Annotated in this window: 14 protein-coding genes; 4 read left to right on the plus strand and 10 right to left on the minus strand. The window is 71.5% G+C overall.

Annotation, left to right across the window (positions count from 1 at the left end; translation table 11 throughout):
* The first annotated feature begins 1 nt into the window (after position 1).
* Positions 2-2,062, plus strand: a complete 2,061-nt coding sequence (locus tag ACZ6TI_RS46075) for a PQQ-dependent sugar dehydrogenase (protein ID WP_465351649.1) — start codon at positions 2-4, stop codon at positions 2,060-2,062.
* A gap of 51 nt (positions 2,063-2,113) precedes the next feature.
* On the opposite strand, the gene ACZ6TI_RS46080 is transcribed toward ACZ6TI_RS46075, so the two are convergent.
* Positions 2,114-2,488 carry a DUF427 domain-containing protein gene (locus ACZ6TI_RS46080; RefSeq protein WP_465351650.1) on the minus strand — a complete coding sequence of 125 codons (375 nt, stop codon included), beginning with the start codon at positions 2,486-2,488 and terminating at the stop codon, positions 2,114-2,116.
* 68 nt (positions 2,489-2,556) lie between these two features.
* Between ACZ6TI_RS46080 and ACZ6TI_RS46085 the strand changes: the two genes are divergently transcribed.
* Complete coding sequence (locus ACZ6TI_RS46085; RefSeq protein ID WP_465351716.1) at positions 2,557-3,057, plus strand: DUF402 domain-containing protein; 501 nt, start codon at positions 2,557-2,559, stop codon at positions 3,055-3,057.
* Here the strand turns inward: ACZ6TI_RS46085 and ACZ6TI_RS46090 are convergent.
* From ACZ6TI_RS46090 to ACZ6TI_RS46110, 5 genes are read right to left on the minus strand one after another with little or no spacing between them, the layout of a single operon-like run.
* Positions 3,036-6,245: an FtsK/SpoIIIE domain-containing protein gene (locus tag ACZ6TI_RS46090; RefSeq protein WP_465351651.1), complete on the minus strand. Its 3,210-nt coding sequence runs from the start codon at positions 6,243-6,245 to the stop codon at positions 3,036-3,038. The two genes, ACZ6TI_RS46085 and ACZ6TI_RS46090, sit on opposite strands and share 22 nt — an antisense overlap.
* A complete protein-coding gene (locus ACZ6TI_RS46095) occupies positions 6,242-6,535 on the minus strand; it encodes a hypothetical protein (protein WP_465351652.1) in 294 nt (97 codons plus the stop codon). The genes ACZ6TI_RS46090 and ACZ6TI_RS46095 overlap by 4 nt, the downstream gene beginning before the upstream one ends.
* A gap of 23 nt (positions 6,536-6,558) precedes the next feature.
* Positions 6,559-7,440: a hypothetical protein gene (locus ACZ6TI_RS46100; protein WP_465351653.1), complete on the minus strand. Its 882-nt coding sequence runs from the start codon at positions 7,438-7,440 to the stop codon at positions 6,559-6,561.
* A complete protein-coding gene (locus ACZ6TI_RS46105) occupies positions 7,437-8,390 on the minus strand; it encodes an AAA family ATPase (RefSeq protein WP_465351654.1) in 954 nt (317 codons plus the stop codon). The genes ACZ6TI_RS46100 and ACZ6TI_RS46105 overlap by 4 nt, the downstream gene beginning before the upstream one ends.
* A 1-nt stretch (position 8,391) precedes the next feature.
* Positions 8,392-9,405, minus strand: a complete 1,014-nt coding sequence (locus ACZ6TI_RS46110; protein ID WP_465351655.1) for an effector-associated domain EAD1-containing protein — start codon at positions 9,403-9,405, stop codon at positions 8,392-8,394.
* Positions 9,406-9,453: 48 nt separating this feature from the next.
* Between ACZ6TI_RS46110 and ACZ6TI_RS46115 the strand changes: the two genes are divergently transcribed.
* Positions 9,454-10,428 (plus strand): trypsin-like peptidase domain-containing protein, encoded by a 975-nt coding sequence (locus ACZ6TI_RS46115; protein WP_465351656.1) that lies wholly within the window; start codon positions 9,454-9,456, stop codon positions 10,426-10,428.
* Here the strand turns inward: ACZ6TI_RS46115 and ACZ6TI_RS46120 are convergent.
* A complete protein-coding gene (locus tag ACZ6TI_RS46120) occupies positions 10,425-11,363 on the minus strand; it encodes a hypothetical protein (protein WP_465351657.1) in 939 nt (312 codons plus the stop codon). The genes ACZ6TI_RS46115 and ACZ6TI_RS46120 overlap by 4 nt on opposite strands.
* A 225-nt stretch (positions 11,364-11,588) precedes the next feature.
* Between ACZ6TI_RS46120 and ACZ6TI_RS46125 the strand changes: the two genes are divergently transcribed.
* The gene (locus tag ACZ6TI_RS46125) at positions 11,589-12,422 is read left to right on the plus strand and encodes a helix-turn-helix domain-containing protein (protein WP_465351717.1); all 834 of its coding nucleotides are present in this window, start codon (positions 11,589-11,591) and stop codon (positions 12,420-12,422) included.
* 49 nt (positions 12,423-12,471) lie between these two features.
* On the opposite strand, the gene ACZ6TI_RS46130 is transcribed toward ACZ6TI_RS46125, so the two are convergent.
* The 3 genes from ACZ6TI_RS46130 to thrS form a co-directional block, all read right to left on the minus strand.
* Positions 12,472-13,506, minus strand: coding sequence for a hypothetical protein (locus ACZ6TI_RS46130; RefSeq protein WP_465351658.1), 1,035 nt, complete (start codon positions 13,504-13,506; stop codon positions 12,472-12,474).
* Positions 13,507-13,590: 84 nt separating this feature from the next.
* On the minus strand, positions 13,591-15,246 hold the full coding sequence (locus ACZ6TI_RS46135; RefSeq protein WP_465351659.1) for an alkaline phosphatase family protein: 1,656 nt from the start codon (positions 15,244-15,246) through the stop codon (positions 13,591-13,593).
* A gap of 33 nt (positions 15,247-15,279) precedes the next feature.
* Positions 15,280-16,512: a threonine--tRNA ligase gene (thrS, locus tag ACZ6TI_RS46140; protein ID WP_465351660.1), complete on the minus strand. Its 1,233-nt coding sequence runs from the start codon at positions 16,510-16,512 to the stop codon at positions 15,280-15,282.
* Positions 16,513-16,587: the final 75 nt, after the last annotated feature.

Consider the following 16,587-nt stretch of genomic DNA (forward strand, 5'->3'; position numbering starts at 1 on the left):
CATGCGTAGATTCGCTCTCTTCGCCGGTGCCATACTTCTGTCCACATTGGTCGGCGTGCCCGCATATGCGGCGGACGGCGCCGTGTACGACCCGGTGCCCACCGAACCGGAGACCTCCAAGCTCGGCCTCGTGCTCTCCGAGTACGCGCAGTTCCCGCAGACCTTCGGCAACCCGACACCGACCGATCCGCGGCTCGACCGGATCGCCCGGATCAACACGATCATGGAACTGCCCGACGACTCGGGGCGCCGGGCGGTTCCCGACCTGAACGGCAAGCTCTACCTGGTGGAGAACGGCGTGCCGCACGTCTATCTCGACGTGGCGGCCACCTTCGCGCCGCAGTTCTTCTCCGGCATGGGCCTGGGTCAGGGCTTCGGGTACGTCACGTTCGACCCGGAGTTCAAGCGCACCGGCCGGTTCTACACCATCCACACCGAGCAGGCCTCGCAGACCACCGCGGTGCCGGACTACGCGCAGCCGAACACCCAGTTCCACGGCATCATCAACGAGTGGACCGCGACCGATCCGGCCGCGGACACCTTCAGCGGCACCCGCCGCGAGGTGCTGCGGATCGGCTTCGGCGGCCGCATCCACGGCATCCAGGAGATCAACTTCAACCCGACCGCGAAACGTGGTGACCGGGACTACGGCAATCTCTATCTGGCGGTCGGCGACGGCGGCCTCGGCGTGAACAACACTGATCCGCAGAACCTGGCGATGCCGCACGGCAAGCTGCTCCGGATCGACCCGCGCGGCACCAACAGCCCGAACGGCAAGTACGGCATCCCGGTGGACAACCCGTTCGTCGGGCAGGCCGGCAAGCTGGGCGAGATCTTCGCGTACGGGTTCCGCGACCCGCACCGGTTCAGCTGGGACCGGGCCACCGGGCGGCTCTATCTGGGCCACATCGGCGAGCACTCGAACGAGGCGATCTACGAGGTCCGGGCCGGCGACAACATGGGCTGGAGCGAGCGCGAGGGCCGGTACGTCTTCGACAAGACCCCGGCGACGCCCTGCGACCGGCTCTTCCCGCTGCCGGCCGACGACGCCGGTTACACGTACCCGGTGGCCGAGTACGACCACAACCCGGCGGCCGACTGGAACTGCACCTCCGACGTCGGCGTGGCGGTGGCCGGCGGCTTCGTCTATCGCGGCCGGGACATCCCGCAGCTGCGCGGCAAGTACATCTTCGGCGACCTGGTGAACGGCTGGGTCTTCTACACCGAGGTGTCCGAGATGAAGCGCGGCGCCGAGCCCGCCACCCTGCACCGGCTGCACCTCTTCAACGAGGCCGGCACCGCGGTCCGCATGCAGGACCTCTCCGCGCCCGGCTCGGTCGGTCCCGCGGCCCGGGTCGACCTGCGGTTCGGCACCGACGCCCAGGGCGAGCTCTACATCCTGGCGAAGGCCAATGGCAAGATCTGGAAGGTGACCGGGACCAGGAACTTCGCGGCCGGCTCGCCCGGCACCACCCGCGTGGCCGACACCATGCGACCCACCAACTGGCGCCCGGTGACCCCGTCGAAGTGGAAGTTCACCGGCGACCAGATCATCCTGGCCGAGGCCGGCGCCCAGCGGCCCGGCCCGCGGCGCCCCTTCGAGTACGCGATCCTCACCGCCGGCCCGGTGATGTCATCGGTGGAGATCAGCGCGAACGTGCGCCTCGACACCCCGGTGGAGATCACCAACCGGGACGTGATCATCGTCTTCGGCTGGCAGTCGGACACGCAGTTCTATTACGCGCACCTGTCGACCGACAACACCATCTATCCGCACAACGGCATCTTCAAGGTCAACAACGCCGACCGTGAGCGCATCGAGTTCCAGTGGAACGGCCGCTCCCGCGGCGCGAACCCGGCGATCGTCGACGCCAAGTGGCACGACGTCAAGGTCAAGCACCTCGCGGCCACCGGTGAGATCGCGGTCTACGTGGACGGGAACAAGGACCCGCTGATGACCGCCCGGGACACCACCTTCGGTGCCGGCCGGGTCGGTTTCGGCTCGTTCGACAACATCGGCCGGGCCCGCGACGTCAAGGTCGTGGGCACGCCCGCCGCATAGCTTTCCCCTTTTGACGAGGGGGCGTCCTCCGGGCGCCCCCTCGTCGCACGTCTATTCGACGTCGATCGCGTCCACCCGGTCGGGGTAGAAGGCGACGTGATCCTTGATCTCGGCGACCGCGTCGTGCGGCTGCTCGTAGACCCAGATCGCGTCGGTCGAGCGTGCACCGCCCAGCGGGATCGAGTAGTAGCTCGCCTCGCCCTTGAACGGGCAGTAGGTGTGCGTCTCGGTGCGTTCCAGCAGGCTGCGGTCCACGTCCTCGATCGGGATGTACTGCACCGGCGGGTAGGTCGCCTCCCGCAGGGTCAGCGCCCGGCGGGTCTCCGCGACGACCTTGCCGGCCACCGTGACGACGATGCGCGAGCCGTTCGGGGTGACGGTGATCGGGTGCTCCGGGCTGGGCTTCAGAACCGGTCGGTCGGCCATTTCTCCTCCTACGAGTCTCCATCGAATGCCAAGTCGCCACGGCCACGTAATCTTCCCTGGTGGCGGAGATGCGATTCACCAAGTGGGGTGGCAAGAAGCACTGGACCTATCGGATGGAGCGCCTCGGCGAAGATGGTTTCGGCACGTGGTTCGGCGCCCGCCAGGGCATCTGGCTGCAGCGCGGCGACGAGGAGCCGGTCCTGCAGACGCACGATTTCGTCCAGTTGATCCCGTCTGATGGCTGGTATGTGGCCGCCTTCAACGCCGACGGCCCGTCAACCCTGGACCTGTATGTCGACATCACCGACCAGCCGCTCATCACCGGCGACGTGGTGACGGCGGTGGATCTGGATCTTGATGTGCTGCGGGTCCGGTCGGACGGCCGGGTGCTGCTGGACGACGAGGACGAGTTCGAGGAACACCAGATCCGCTACGGCTACCCGCCGGAGATCATCGCGGGCGCCCGAGCCTCCGCCGACCGCCTGATAACCGCGGTGGCAGCGAAGGAGGAACCGTTCAACGAGGTCGGCCGGCGGTGGCTGGCCGGCTACGCGCGCAGCGAGTCGTAGCCCGGCAGATAGCCGACCTGGATCATCCGGACGCCTTCGTCCTGATCGATCAGCCGGCCCAGGCCGGCCGGCAGCCGGCTGCGCCAAGGCACATCGCCGCTGTCGCCGGCCTCCGGCGGTGCGGACATCACCAGACGCGTTGCGTGGAGGTCCTGCATGCGGGCGAGGAACGGGTCGGAGCGCGGATTGCTCCCGCCCTTGCACGCCACGATCAGATGCAGGCCGATGTCGTAGGCCTGCGGCAGGAGCTCGAGGAGCGGCGCCAGCGGGGAGTCGCTGCCGGCGAGCTTGTCGTAGTCGTCCACCAGCACGAACACCTCGGGACCCTGCCACCATGTCCGGCTCAGCCGCTCCGTGGTGGTGACGCCCGGACCCGGGAGCCGATCGGTCAGGATCCGCGCCAGCCGGCTGATCTGCTCGGCCGCGTTCCGCTGCATGCCGCCGCCGCGCATCTGTTCGCGACCGGCCCCGATGATCAGCACGGAGACCGGCACCCGAACCAGGTCGAGCAGGTCGCCGTGTGGCCCGATGATGATGCTCCGGACCGCCTCCGAGGTGAACCTCTGAGCGATCGTCGTCGCCAGGGACCGCAGCACGGCGGTCTTGCCGCAGCCCCGGTCCCCGGTCACCAGCAGATGGGGGTTCTTGGTGAAGTCGATGTCGACGCTGTCCAGGTTGAGGGCGAGCAGGTCGACACCGATCCGCAGGCGCAGCGACGTGCTGGACTCCGTGACGAGCCTTTCGTAGGGCAGCGGCATGGCGGGCGCCACCGGCGGCGGCACCGGCGGCAGATCCCAGGCCGCGGCCGACTGCCGGACGATCTCCGGCAGGTCCAGGGCGCTGAGCTCGGGCCGGATGATCCGGTCGGGCCGCCGGACCGTGGAGGAGAAGCCGACGATCGTGCCGAAGAAGCCGGTCAGGTCGCGCGGCGGATCGGGGTCGGCGATGGCGATGCGGACACCGAGAGTGGAACTGCGCCGGATCAGGTCGGCGATGATGAGGTGAAGGTCGGGAAAGTGTGCGCGGAGCCACGACCAGCCGTCGATCACCAGCACGACGTTCCCCTGCTGCCCGGGGGCGTGGTCCCAGGCCCGGCTCTGCACGATGGCCCGGACGTGTCCGACGATGCGGTAGATCATCGCCACGTCCTCTCGGCTTCCGACCGCGCCGACCTGCGGAAAGCCGCGGACCTCGCGCAACGCGCCGCCGACGAGGTCGAGGCAGTAGATCCGGTTCTCGGTCGGCGTCCGGGTCAGCGCCAGACCGGTCACGAACGTCTGCAACACGATCGACGCCTCGGCGGAATCGGCAACGGTGACGAGGAGGTTGTGCTCCGACCACACCGTGATGCCCGTTGCCGCCGTGGAACCCCCCACCGCGACGGGCACCGCCATCGAGGGGTTGATCGCCTGGAGGCCGCGCCCGGCGATCGTCGCGACCGGCCCGAGCAGGTCGCCGAGCTTCGGCGCGGATGAGGGGAAGAGCCTCTCGACCGGCGGGTCGGCCTCGACGAGGCGGTTGACGGCCCAGTCGAGGACCCGCTCGTCGGACGGGTGCGGGAAGCTGTCCAGCAAATCGTCCCAGGACGGGCCGGCCCGGCGGTGCACGGCGGAGACGTAGGCGGCGCGCAACATGCGGGAGGGCTCCTCCGCATTTTGGAGCAGGGCGAAGCCCGGCACGCGGGGCAGATCCTCCGCGCCCGGCACGCCGACCAGAGCCTGTGACTCCATCGCGTCGTTCCGCAAGCCGATCCGGTAATGGATCTGCGGCAGCAGCCGCCGCAAGCGGCCCGTCTCCAACCGCTGGCCGGCCAGCAGCAGGTGGACCCCGAGCGAGTGTCCGATCCGCCCGATCGTCAGCAGGGTGTCGAACGCCTCCGGCCGGGCGGTGAGCAGTTCGTTGACGTCGTCGACGACCAGCAGCAGAGCCGGCAGCGCGGTGAGGTCGGGCCGGTGCGTGCGGGCGTGGTCGTAGCTCTGCAGGTCGGCGAAGCTGCCCCGGGATCGCAGGAAATCCTGCCGGCGCACCAGCTCGTCGCTGATCGCGCTCAGCATGTCGTCGGCGCCGGCCTGCCGGTCCGGCGCATCGGTCATCGAGGCGACCGTGTGCGGCAGCCGGCTCAGCCCGGCGAAGGTGGATCCGCCCATGAAGTCGATGAAGGCGAAGGTCACCTCGGCCGGCGTGTGGGTGATCGCCAACGCCAGGACCAGGGTGCGCAGCAGCTCCGACTTGCCGGAGCCGGTGGCGCCGATGACCATCCCGTGCGGCCCGGAACCGCCCTCCGGGGCCGGTTTCAGGTCGAGGTGGACGGTTTCCCCGCCCGGCACGGCGACGCCGATCGGCACGCGGAGCCGGCTCGACGGTGTGCGGCGGCGCAGCCAGGACAGGTCTCTGCGGGTCAGTCCACCGACGCCGAGCAACGGCAACAGGGCGACCACGTCCGTGGCCCGGCGCCGGGAATCCACCGGGCGGGTCGGCGCCGGCACCGAGGCCCGCACTGCGCTCAGCACCTGGGCAGCGGTCTCGTCACCCCCGGCCGCGAGATCCTGCAGACGCCGGGCGATGGCGTAGACGTCCGCACCGGGCAGCAACGCCATCTGCCCGAGCGCGGCCGCGTCACCGCCGGCCAGCAGCGACCGGACCTGATCAGCGAGGTCGGCGGGGCGGTTGTCCAGGTGGGTCCGCATGGTGATGAACCACTCCTTGGCCAGGGGGTCCGCGGCCGTGTCCGTCGCCGATGCCGCGCTTTCGAGCCACTCGGCCGCCTCGCGGGGGCGGACGATGCTCAGGGCGGTCAGGCGCTGGGCGTAGTCCAGTTCGCGCAGCGGCCAGGGTTCCGCCCTGTTCGTGTATTGCTCCAGGAGGACCGCGATCTTCGTCAGGCGGTCCGGGCCATAGGCCGCCGTCAGGCCGGAGAGCAGCCAGTCGCGCAGTTCACTCTCCACCTCGTAGAGGCCGTCGCCCAGTTCGTGGAAGAGCGACGAGTTGAGCAGCTCCGCCTCGACCTCATAGGGCAGCGCGTCCGGCGGGTCCAGGAAGAAGTTGATCCGCAGCAGGTGCAGGAAGCCGCTGTCCAGCGCCACCGGGACCGCGGCGTGGCAGGCCAGCTCCAGCGCGCCGCGGGTCAGTTCGGCGCGGGCCTGGTAGAGCAGCCAGGTCTGCCGGGACATGGCGGTCCAGTTGCTCATACCGGGCGTTCCGTCGGGCGGGGGCGGCCGCGCAGCACGTCCACCGCCCGGTACATGCCGTCGGCGGTGAGCGGGAACATCGGCACGTGCCGGGCGATCTGCGCCGCCGTGCTCCCAGGCCAGCGGGCCGGTGCGGCCGGGTTGAGCCAGGCCACCGTGCAGCCGACCGCGTGCAGGGCCTTGACCAGGGCGACCGTGCTGAGCAGGCGGCCGGTGTGGAACGTGCCGCGGGCCGCGCCGGCGTCGCTGACGATCGCCGCCGCGGTGCCCGGCGCGGTGTCCGAGAGCACCGCGGGCAGCGGCGCCGGCTCGGTCAGGTCGGGGTCGGCATAGACGCGGCCCGCGGGCGGACCCGGGTCAGCACCGGGTCGATCTCCGGGGTGAACGGGTCCGGCAGGTCCTCCAGCAGGGCCTGGTCCTCGGTCCGGCCGGGCAGGTTGCGGAAATAGGCCACCCGGATCGCGTCCAGCCGCCCGGCGTTGCGGATCTCGCGCAACAGGTGGTCGGTGAACCCGTGGTGCGGTGTCATCGAGCCCTGCCGGTCGACCAGCAGCAACAGCCGCGCGGTGTTGCGCCGCGGCGGCACCAGCACCGGGCCGCGGGCCAGGCCGGTGCGCGCGTAGGCGTCCACGGTGGCGTCCAGGTCGAGCTCGGACGGTGGGCCGGTGCGCACCGGGCGGCGCAACCGGCGCCAGGTCTGGGCGATCTCCCGGGTGGTCAGCGGGTGCTGTGGCGCGATGGCGAGCGAGGGGTCGAACTCGCCGGTGCCGGGCGGCTGCATCGACACGCCGGGGTAGCGGTGGATGGCCGGTGGCGGCAGCGGGCGCACCGCTTCCCCGGGTGGCGGCGCCGCCGAGGCCGGCGTGGTGGCGGGCGGGGTGGCCGGGTCGGGAGCGGGCGGGTCGTGCGGCAATGGGAGCGTCCCGGCGGAAGGCTCGCGCGTCGGCCCGGCGTACCAGGAAGGGGTGTTGCCGCTCGCGAAGGCCGCGGTGATCGTCTCGCGCTCGGCCCGCGAAGTGGCCCAGAGGGCCACGCACAGGTCTCTCAGGTCTTCGGTGGAGGCGACGCCGAAGCCCGCGCTCAGCGCCGAGCGGAGGGTGGCGTAGTCGTCGACGCCGATCGGCAGCCCGCGCCGCCGCAAACGCACCACCAGGTCGTGGATGAACGCCGGACTGGCAGGGGGAGGGCTGGTCATGGCCGGGCCAGGCGGTCCAGCGCCCTCGTCTGGTCGGATCGCTGCTTGAGCAAGGCCTCCTTGTAGGGCAGGGACTTGACCTCGTCGGCCGGGGTGTCGATCGCCTGCAGGAAGCCCGCCCAGTCGAGCAGCTCGCTGAGCCCGGGCCGCTTGGCGAAGTCGATCTCGCGCAGCCGCTGGATCACCTCGATCACCGAGGCCCGCAGGTCGGGGCGGCTGACGCCGTGCATGGCGAGGATCGCGTCCAGGTCCTCGTGGGTGGCCGGGAACTCGACGTAGTGGAAGATGCAGCGTCGCAGGAAGGCGCCGGGCAGGGCCTTCTCCTCGTTGTTCGTGACCACGATGATCGGCCGCAGCTCGGGGCTGCCGGGCGGCACCCGGTAACGCCGGCCGGGCTCCTCCTCGATCTCGAACTCCAGCGCGTCGAGCTCGTGCAGCAGGTCGTTGGGGAAGTCCAGGTCGGCCTTGTCGATCTCGTCGATCAGCAGCACCGACCGGCGGCCGTGCGCGGCCCGCGCGATGACCCGGCCGAGCGGCCCGAGCCGGATGTAACGCTGCACGTCGCCGCCGCGCCACCGGCCGCGCAGTTGCACGTCGTGCAGGCGGCGGACCGCGTCATAGGTGTAGAGCAGATCGCGACCCCGGCTGGTGGACTTGATCGTGGCCTGCTCCAGCGGCAGGCCGAGCGCGAAGGCCACCGCGTGCGCCAGCCGGGTCTTGCCGACGCCCGGATCGCCCTGCAGCAGCAGCGGGCGGCCCAGGCTGATCGCCAGGTTGACCGCGGACGCGAGCCCCGCGCCCACCCGGTAGGGCTCGCGCTCGACGGTGCGCAGGCGCGGGTGGGAGGCGGCGATCTGCTCGCCGCTCACGTCCTCCACCGACCGGGTGGCCGGCTGCTCGGCGGTGTGGTCGAACCAGGTGGAGGTGTCGACGCGATGGCGGGTCTGCACGCTAGATCAGCTCCTCGAGTTGCCGCCGGAACGCCGGCTGCCGATGCCGCACGTCGCGGATCGACCGGTCCATCACCTCGAACATCGTGCGCACGTCGATGCGGGTGCCGTCCCAGCATTGCCGCATGATCAGCCGGGTCCACGCGCCGGCCAGCGGCGGCGGCCAGCGCAGCCGGGACACCACCTCCTCGGCCCAGTCGTCCAGGTCGTGCCGCTCGATCACCGGCGCGTCGAGCGGCGCGATCTCCGCCGGGTAGTGCTGGCTCGCCGTGCCGCCGTCGACCGAGCCGCTGAAGACCGCGACGAACCAGAACTCGTGCTGCCCGCCGATGTGCCGGCGCATGCCCTGCCAGAACCGGGCGATCTCGGCGGCGCGCACCCCGTCGGCGTGGATCGGGCACACCACGTTGACCGAGTCGAGGTCGGGCAGATAGGCCAGGATCTGCTTGATCCGGGCGTCGACCGAGCCGAGATCGGGGCGCAGCGACAGCGGGTCCTTGAGCTCGGACTCGCCCAGGCAGTGCGGCAGCCACGTGCACACCTTGCGGATCACCAGGTGGTCGGTGTCGTGCAGGCCGAGGCCCAGCACCCGGCTGCCGTCGGCCGCGTCGCGCGCGGCCCGGATGCGCCGGCGCAGCTGCCGCAGGTCGAAGAAGGTGCTGTCGAGCAGCTGCTGGTCCGGTGCGGGCAGCGGCTCGGTGTCCGCCGGCTGCCAGCCGCACGCCCGCGCCCACCGCCCGAGCCGCGCGCTCGCCGGGCGGTCGGCCAGCACCGCGTCGATGAGGAGCCCTAGCCAGGCCTCCGCCTTGGCCACCTCGAGGATCCGCAGCACCACGACGCGCATGCCGTCGTCGCCCACATAGTCGCCCAGCCGGCGGTCGAGCGAGAAGAAGAACAGGCGCTCGAGATCGTGCCGGTCGGGAAAGGCGTCGAGCACGGACTCGTGCAGCTCACGCAGCTGAACGCCGGTGAGCGCGCGAGCTGCCGCACGGTCGCTGATGGTCGCCTCCTCCACCCGAGGTCCCGACTATAGGACAGTGCGTGGCGATGCGAGGATGACCCTGTGGACGGACGCCTGGCCGGCCGGCTCAGCGAGGCCCTGATGGATGCCTTCCTGCCGCAGCGGCTCGACGAGATGCTCTTCTACCGCCTCTCGAAGCGCCGCGAGCGCATCACGATGGCCGGCAACTACGAGACCATCGTGTACGACCTGATCCGCGCCGCCCACGCGGAGGGGTGGCTGGACCGCCTCGTCGTCGCGGCCCGGCAGTCCCGCCCCGACCATCCCGGCCTGCGCGCCGTCGCCGAGGACCGCGGACTGTCCGCGAGCGCCCCCGCGCTGGAGAGCATCCTCAGCGCCCACCCCACGGAGATCCACCCGGCACAGTGGCGCGCCCGGCTCGGCGTCCTGGAGGGACAGGTCGGCCGGATCGAGGCGGCCGGCCGCCCCCTGGGCACCGGCTTCCTGGTCGGCCCGGATCTGTGCCTGACCAGCCGGCACGTGGTCGCCCGGCTGTTCGGTGGCGGGCCGGCGGCGGACGCGCTGCGGTTGCGCCTGGACTACAAGAAGGACGCGGGCGGCGAGGAGATCTTCCCGGGCACGGAGGTGAAGCTCGCGCCCGACTGGCACGTGGCGTCCGCCCCGGTGGACGACCTGGACTTCGCCCTCCTGCGGCTGGACGGCGAACCCGGCGCGGAGCCGCTCGGCGGCGCCGGCGAGCCGGGCGCCGCCACCCGTGGCTGGATCGGCCTCCCGGCGGCCGCCGAGGTCCGCGCCGGCGAGGACATCGTGGTGCTGCAACATCCGCGCGGCGGGCCGGTGCAGATGCGCTTCGGCAAGGTCGCCGGGCCGGCCGGCGACCGGTTCGAGCACACCGCCGACACCGAGGCGGGCTCGTCCGGCTCGCCGTGCTTCACGCTGGCGTGGGAGCTGATCGGCGTGCACCAGGCCGGCGACGTGACCGACGAGTCGTGGCAACGCCCGCGGGTCAACCGGGCGGTGCCGATCGGACCGATCGCCGCGCGGATCCCCGGCTAGCAGCGGTCGACCGGCCCGGCCCGGCGCACCTGGCCGGCCGGCAGCGTGGCGACCGCGCCGTCGTCGGCCCGGCGCACCCGCACCCGACCGTCCGCGGTGGACGCGAGCAGGGTGCCGCACACCACCGCGTCGTCCGTGCCGGTGACCTTGACCAGGGGAGCGGGCGGCTTGGCGACCGGCAGGAACCAGGTCAGACCGGCGGCCACGATCAGCGCCGCCAGCGCCGCGCCGGCCGCCCGGGCCGCGCCGCGGAGCCGTTCGGCGGTGCGGCGGGGCAGCTCCTGCTGGGCGGCGTACCAGCAGAGGAGCTCGGCGTCGTCGGAGACCGGGCGCTCCTCCGGCCAGCCGTACGCCGCGCGGTAGGCCCGCACGATGGCCAGCGCGGCCAGGGCCACCGCCGCCGCCACGGCGACCGCGATCGCGATCCGCCCGGGCGTGCCCAGCTTGCGGATCTGCTCGGCGCCCAGGCCGAGCCCGGCCACCGTGAGCAACCCCAGCAGGGCAGAGATCCCGCCGATCCACTTCTCCGCCGCGGTCCGCAAGCGGTCCAGCTGCCCGGTGCGGGCCTGGCGCAAGGCGTCGGCAGCGGCGGCCCGGTGCGGATCGTCGGACGGCCGCAGCAGCACGGTGCCGTCCGGCGCGGACGCGGCGACCGCCGTCCAGGAGCGGCCGCAGCCCTCCGGCGGGCCGGGCGGCCGATCCGGGTGCCGGCGGTGGCAGTCGCACGCCAGCGAGACGGTCAGGGTCGCCTCCGGCGCGTCGTCGAAGCCCTCCAGGCCGGTCTGGCTCAAAGAGACGTGCGCGTCGGTCGGGTGCCGGCACGCCGGGCAGAAACCCGACAGCCGCAGCTCGGAGCCGGTGTTGATGCCCCGCCACCCGGCCAGTTGACCAGCGGAGACCGGAACGCGCTCGACGGCGTGCCGCAGGTCGGCCATGGATCTCCCTTCCGCCCGATGCGGAAACCCTACTGAGTCGGTTTATGCTTGCGCCGATCTAGATCCTTCACCCGATCGAGGGACAGCTTTCAGTGGCAGCCGAGACACCGTCCGAGTCCACCCTGGACCGGGCCGTCGGTGATGCGAGCGACCGGCACGGCGCCGCCGGACGTCAGCGCTGACGTGGCCGCGGCACAGGAGAACGGCGGGCCCACCGTCCGGCGGATGCAGGTCGGCGCGCGCCTGCGCAGTCTGCGGCTGGCCAAGGGCATCACCCGCGACGCGGCGGGGTACGCGATCCGCGGCTCCGAGTCGAAGATCAGCCGGATGGAGCTGGGCCGGGTCGCGTTCAAGGAGCGCGACGTCACCGACCTGCTGCGGCTCTACGGCGTCGAGGACGAGGCCGAGCACGCCCGGGTGCTCGGGATGGCCCGTGAGGCGAACACGCCGGGCTGGTGGCACGCCTATGGCGACGTGCTCACCACCTGGTTCCAGAACTACCTCGACCTCGAGTCGGCCGCCGAGCTGATCAGGACCTACGAGATCCAGTTCGTGCCGGGGCTGCTGCAGACCGACGCCTATGCCCGCGCGGTCATCATGCTCGGCCACGGGCGCGCCGCGAAGGAGGAGATCGCCCGCCGGGCCGGGCTGCGGATGGCCCGTCAGCAGTTGCTGACCAGGGAGAATCCGCCCCGGCTGTGGGCCGTGCTGGACGAGGCGGTGCTGCGCCGGCCGATCGGCGGTATCGAGATCCTCCGCGAGCAGATCGAGCATCTGATCACGATGACCAGCCTGCGCAACGTGCGGTTGCAGGTGATGCCGTTCAAGTCCGGCGGCCACGCGGCGGCCGGCGGGGCCTTCAGCATCCTGCGTTTCGCGCACTCCGACGTGCCCGACGTGGTCTACATCGAGCACCTCACCAGCGGTCTCTATCTGGACAAGCGCGAGGACGTGGACCAATATGCGGCGGCCATGGGCCGGCTGTTCATCGAGGCCGAGCCGCCCAACCGGACGCCGGAGATCCTGCGGACCATCCTGGGCGAGCTCGGCGACGAGTGACTGCCGGCCGTGCGGAGCCGGTGGGCCCCGCACGGCGGCGACGCCGAGGTCAGTCCCGCTTGCGCGGCGCGACCTCGTCCAGCCGGGCGAGCTCGGCGGCCTCGCTGCGGTAGGGGTTGTAGGAGTACGTGCGGGCGACCCCGCCCGGGATGGTGAAGTACTCGGTGACCAGCTTGGCCGGGTCACTGGCCAGCTCGCCCCGGGCCGGCAGGTCGTTGCCGTCGTCCCAGCCCCACGGCGCGTTCGCCGAGTTGGTGCCGCAGGAGAAGGTGCCCTGACCGCAGCCGCCCGAGGTGTCCCCGGCGAAGGTGCCCAGGTTGGCGAACAGACCCGGGTTGTCCCGCTGCGCCCACAGCCCACCGGTCGCGAAGATGTCCACCAGCTGGTAGCGCACGTCACGGTCGTTGCCGTCGGACGGCGTCTCGGCGGTGGTGGCCGGGTAGTAGACGATGCCGTCGCCGTTGATGGTGTACTGCGGCCAGGCCTTGAGCCCGTGTCCCTGCACCTCCTGCGCGGTCACCGGGTGCTGGAAGGAGTCGTGCGGCGACGACTGGAACTGCAGCGTCCCGTCGATCGTCTCGCGACCGTTGGTCCAGCTGCTGCCGCCCGGCGCGTACGAGAAGAAGTCGCTGTGTGCCACGGTCACCGCCGAGCGCAGCACCCCGTAGTCCGACCCGTCCTTCTCCACGGTGAACAGCGCGCCCTCGCCGTCGTTCTCGTGCTCGGTCTCGAAGAACGGGTGATCCACCCAGTCCCGCGGGTGGAAGAAGAAGTAGGTCAGATACCAGTGGCTGCTCGTCTCGACCACCGAGTAGTAGACCTTGGCCGCCAGCGACACCCCGGACTCGCCGGTGCGGTCCCAGTTGTTGCGCGCGTTCAGGTCGCCGTCGAAGTCGATGCCGGCGATGTAGTCGGACTTCCCGCCGAGCGCGTGCCCGCCGGTGGCGTCCACGTCCTGGTAATGGATCGGCGCCCAGCGCAGGGCCAGTTGTGCCGGGCTGACCGCCGCCCGGGCCGGCGCGGCCAGGCCGACGCCACACAACACGGCTGCGGCGCCCAGGGCGATCCTGCTGCGACCTCGCATGCGTACTCCCGCATCGGTAAGGGTTCCGGTCGGATTGACCGATGCGAATCTATGCGATGCGGGTGTCGCGCGGTTGAACAAATGTCAGTGCGTGCGGTTGCCGTTCGGCGCGGCGAAGGTGGTGAGGAACTTGTCGCGGAAGGAGTCCATCTTCCAGACCGGCGCTTCGTCGTCCGGGCGCAGGCCCTCGGTCCAGTTCCAGCCGGCGATCCGGTCGAGCACCGCCGGGTCCTTGGCGATGACCGAGATCGGCACGTCGTGGCTGGCGTCCTGGCCGCTCACCGTCGGCGCCGCCTGGTGGTCGCCGAAGACGATCATGACCAGGTCGTCGTCGCCGTAGGTGGTGGCCCAGGACATCAAGCTGTCCATCGAATAGGCCACCGACTGCGCGTACGCGCTGCGCACCTTGCCGGTCGACTTCCAGATCTCGGACTTCTTGGTGCCGTTCTCGGCCATCGGGCCGAAGATCGAGCCGTCGCCGACCTGGTCCCACGGCACCATCTCCGGCAGCGGCGCGAACGGGGTGTGGCTGGAGGTCAGGCTGACCTCGGCCATCACCGGCTCGCGGTCCTTCTTGCCGTAGACGTACTTCTGGAACATCGACAGCGTGTACTGGTCCGGCATCGACGACCAGCCGAACTGCGGGCCCTGGTAGCCGAGGTTGCGGGAGTCCCACACCTCGTCGTATCCGTAGAAATCCGCCTCCGGCCAGGTGTGCTTGTTGCCCGGCTCGAACGCCACGGTGTGCCAGTCGGCGCGCTGGAAGGACTTCGTCAGGCTGGTCCGGCTGCTCGCCGTGGCCTGCCGGTAGCGCTGCTGGTTGTCGATCCACAGCCCGGTCTGGAAGGTGGAGTGCGCCAGCCAGCTGCCGCCGCCGTAGGTGGACGAGGTCAGCCAGCCGCTGCGCGCGGCGAAGCCCTTGGCGGCCAGCTGGGAGTCCATCGTCTGCAGCGCCGGCTCGACCACGGCGGCCATCTTCGGGTTCTCCAGCGCCGACCGGCCGTAGCTCTCCACCACGCCGATCACCACGTCCTTGCCGAGCAGGCCGCGCAGCAGCTGTTCGGCGGGCAGGTCGCGGAACTTGTCGTTCTCCGCCATGGCCGCGAACGCCCGCTGGTCCTGCAGCGCCTTCGGCACGTTGCGCACGGTGGTCACGGCCAGCCGCACGGTGGTGTCCGAGGCGACCGGGTTGAACGGGAACAGCGTGACGCCGACCAGCGCCAGCGCCACCCAGGCCGCGATCACCGCGGGCACCGCGCGGGTGGTGACCCGGCGGTGCCGGGCGGCGATCGAGGAGAGCCGCAGCACCGCGAGAGCCATCACCGCGATCAGGGCGAGCGCGGCCACCGGCGCGCCGATCGCGGCCGCCACCGCGACCGGCGTGCCGGATGTCTCGGTGAGGTAGTTGTAGCCGTCCCGGAAGAGCGGCCAGTCCAGCACCGGGTCGAACCGCCGGGCCAGCACGCTGAGGAAGCCGATGTTGATCAGCTTGAGCAGCGTGAGGAATCCGATGCCGGCCCCGATGGTCAGCGCGGCCGGCTTGCGCAGCCGGGCGGGCACGATCAGCAGGACGGCGGCGCCGACGATGGCCTCGATCGGCAGCCGCAGGAAAGCCCCCGGCACCCAGTAGCCGGGCTTGAGGCGGCCGAGCTGGTCCGGCACGACGAGCGCGACGAACACGAGCAGGGCCGCGGCCACGGTCAGGGTGCCGGCGGCGATCAGGCGTAGGCGGTTGGTCACGCCCCCTGTTACGGACGATCGGGGCGCAACGGTTCACTCGAGGAGCTCGGAAGATCGAGATCTCACCACCTTGCCGATCAGATCGAGGGCCGCGCCGACCGGCCGGGGTGGCAGTTCACGCCCGTCGCGCAGCCGCAGCGACACCTCGCCGGCGGCCGCCTCGCGCTCGCCGATGACCGCCAGATAGGGCACCTTGCGGACCGCGCTCTGCCGGATCCGGGCGCCCAGCGATGCGCCGTCGGAGACCTCGGGCCGCAGCCCCGCGTCGAGGGCCGCCCGGTGCAGTTCCCAGGCCGCGTCGAGCTGGTCACCGGAGATCGGGACGATCGAGAGCTGGACCGGGGCGTACCAGGCCGGGAAGGCGCCGGCGTGCACCTCGATCAGGTGCGCGAACAGGCGTTCCATGCTGCCCACCAGGCTGCGGTGGATCATCACGGGCACCTGCCGGGAGCCGTCCGAGGCCGCGTACTCCAGGTCGAAGCGGGCCGGTTTGTCGTAGTCGATCTGCACGGTGGAGAGGGTCTGCTCGCGGCCGGCGTCGTCGCGTACCTGGATGTCGATCTTGGGTCCGTAGAACGCGGCCTCGCCGGGCGCGTCGGCATAGTCGATGCCCGCCTGCGAGAGTGCGGCCCGCAGCACCGCCTCGGCCCGCGCCCACATCCCGGGGTCGTCGATGAACTTGCCCGACTCGTCGGGCAGGGACAGCCGGAAGCTCGACGCCCGCACGCCGAGATCGGCGTGCGCCGCCGCGATCAGGCGCAACTCGCGGCCGACCTCGTCCACCACCTGATCGGCGGAGCAGAAGGTGTGGCCGTCGTTGAGCGAGATCACCCGGACCCGGCTCAGCCCGCCGAGCACCCCGGACCGCTCGGCCCGGAACATCGGCCCCTGCTCGGCGATGCGCAGCGGCAGCTCACGATAGGAACGCCCGCGGGCTCGGTAGACGAGCGCGTGGTGCGGGCACAGGCTGGGCCGCAGCATCAGTTCGTCGTCGGCGGACAGTTCCATGGCGGGGAACATGTCGTCGGCGAAGTGCTCGAGATGCCGCGAGATGCGGAACAGCTCGCGCCGGCCCAGCGGGGGCGACACCACGTGCTGGTAGCCGTGGCGCCGCTCGACCTCGCGGATGTGCTGCTCCACGACGTGCCGGGCGGCCGCGCCGTGCGGCAGCCAGATCGGCAGCCCGGCGCCGGCCAGCGGATCGGACGAGAAGAGCTCGAGCTCGCGGCCGAGCTTGCGGTGGTCGATCATCACGGTCTCCTTCATTCGGGTACGCCCGCAGGCGGCCCCCGGAGACACGAACAGGCCCGGGGCAACCGCCCCGGGCCTGGGTGAAACGTG

This window comes from Actinoplanes sp. NPDC051388 (genome assembly GCF_055586225.1).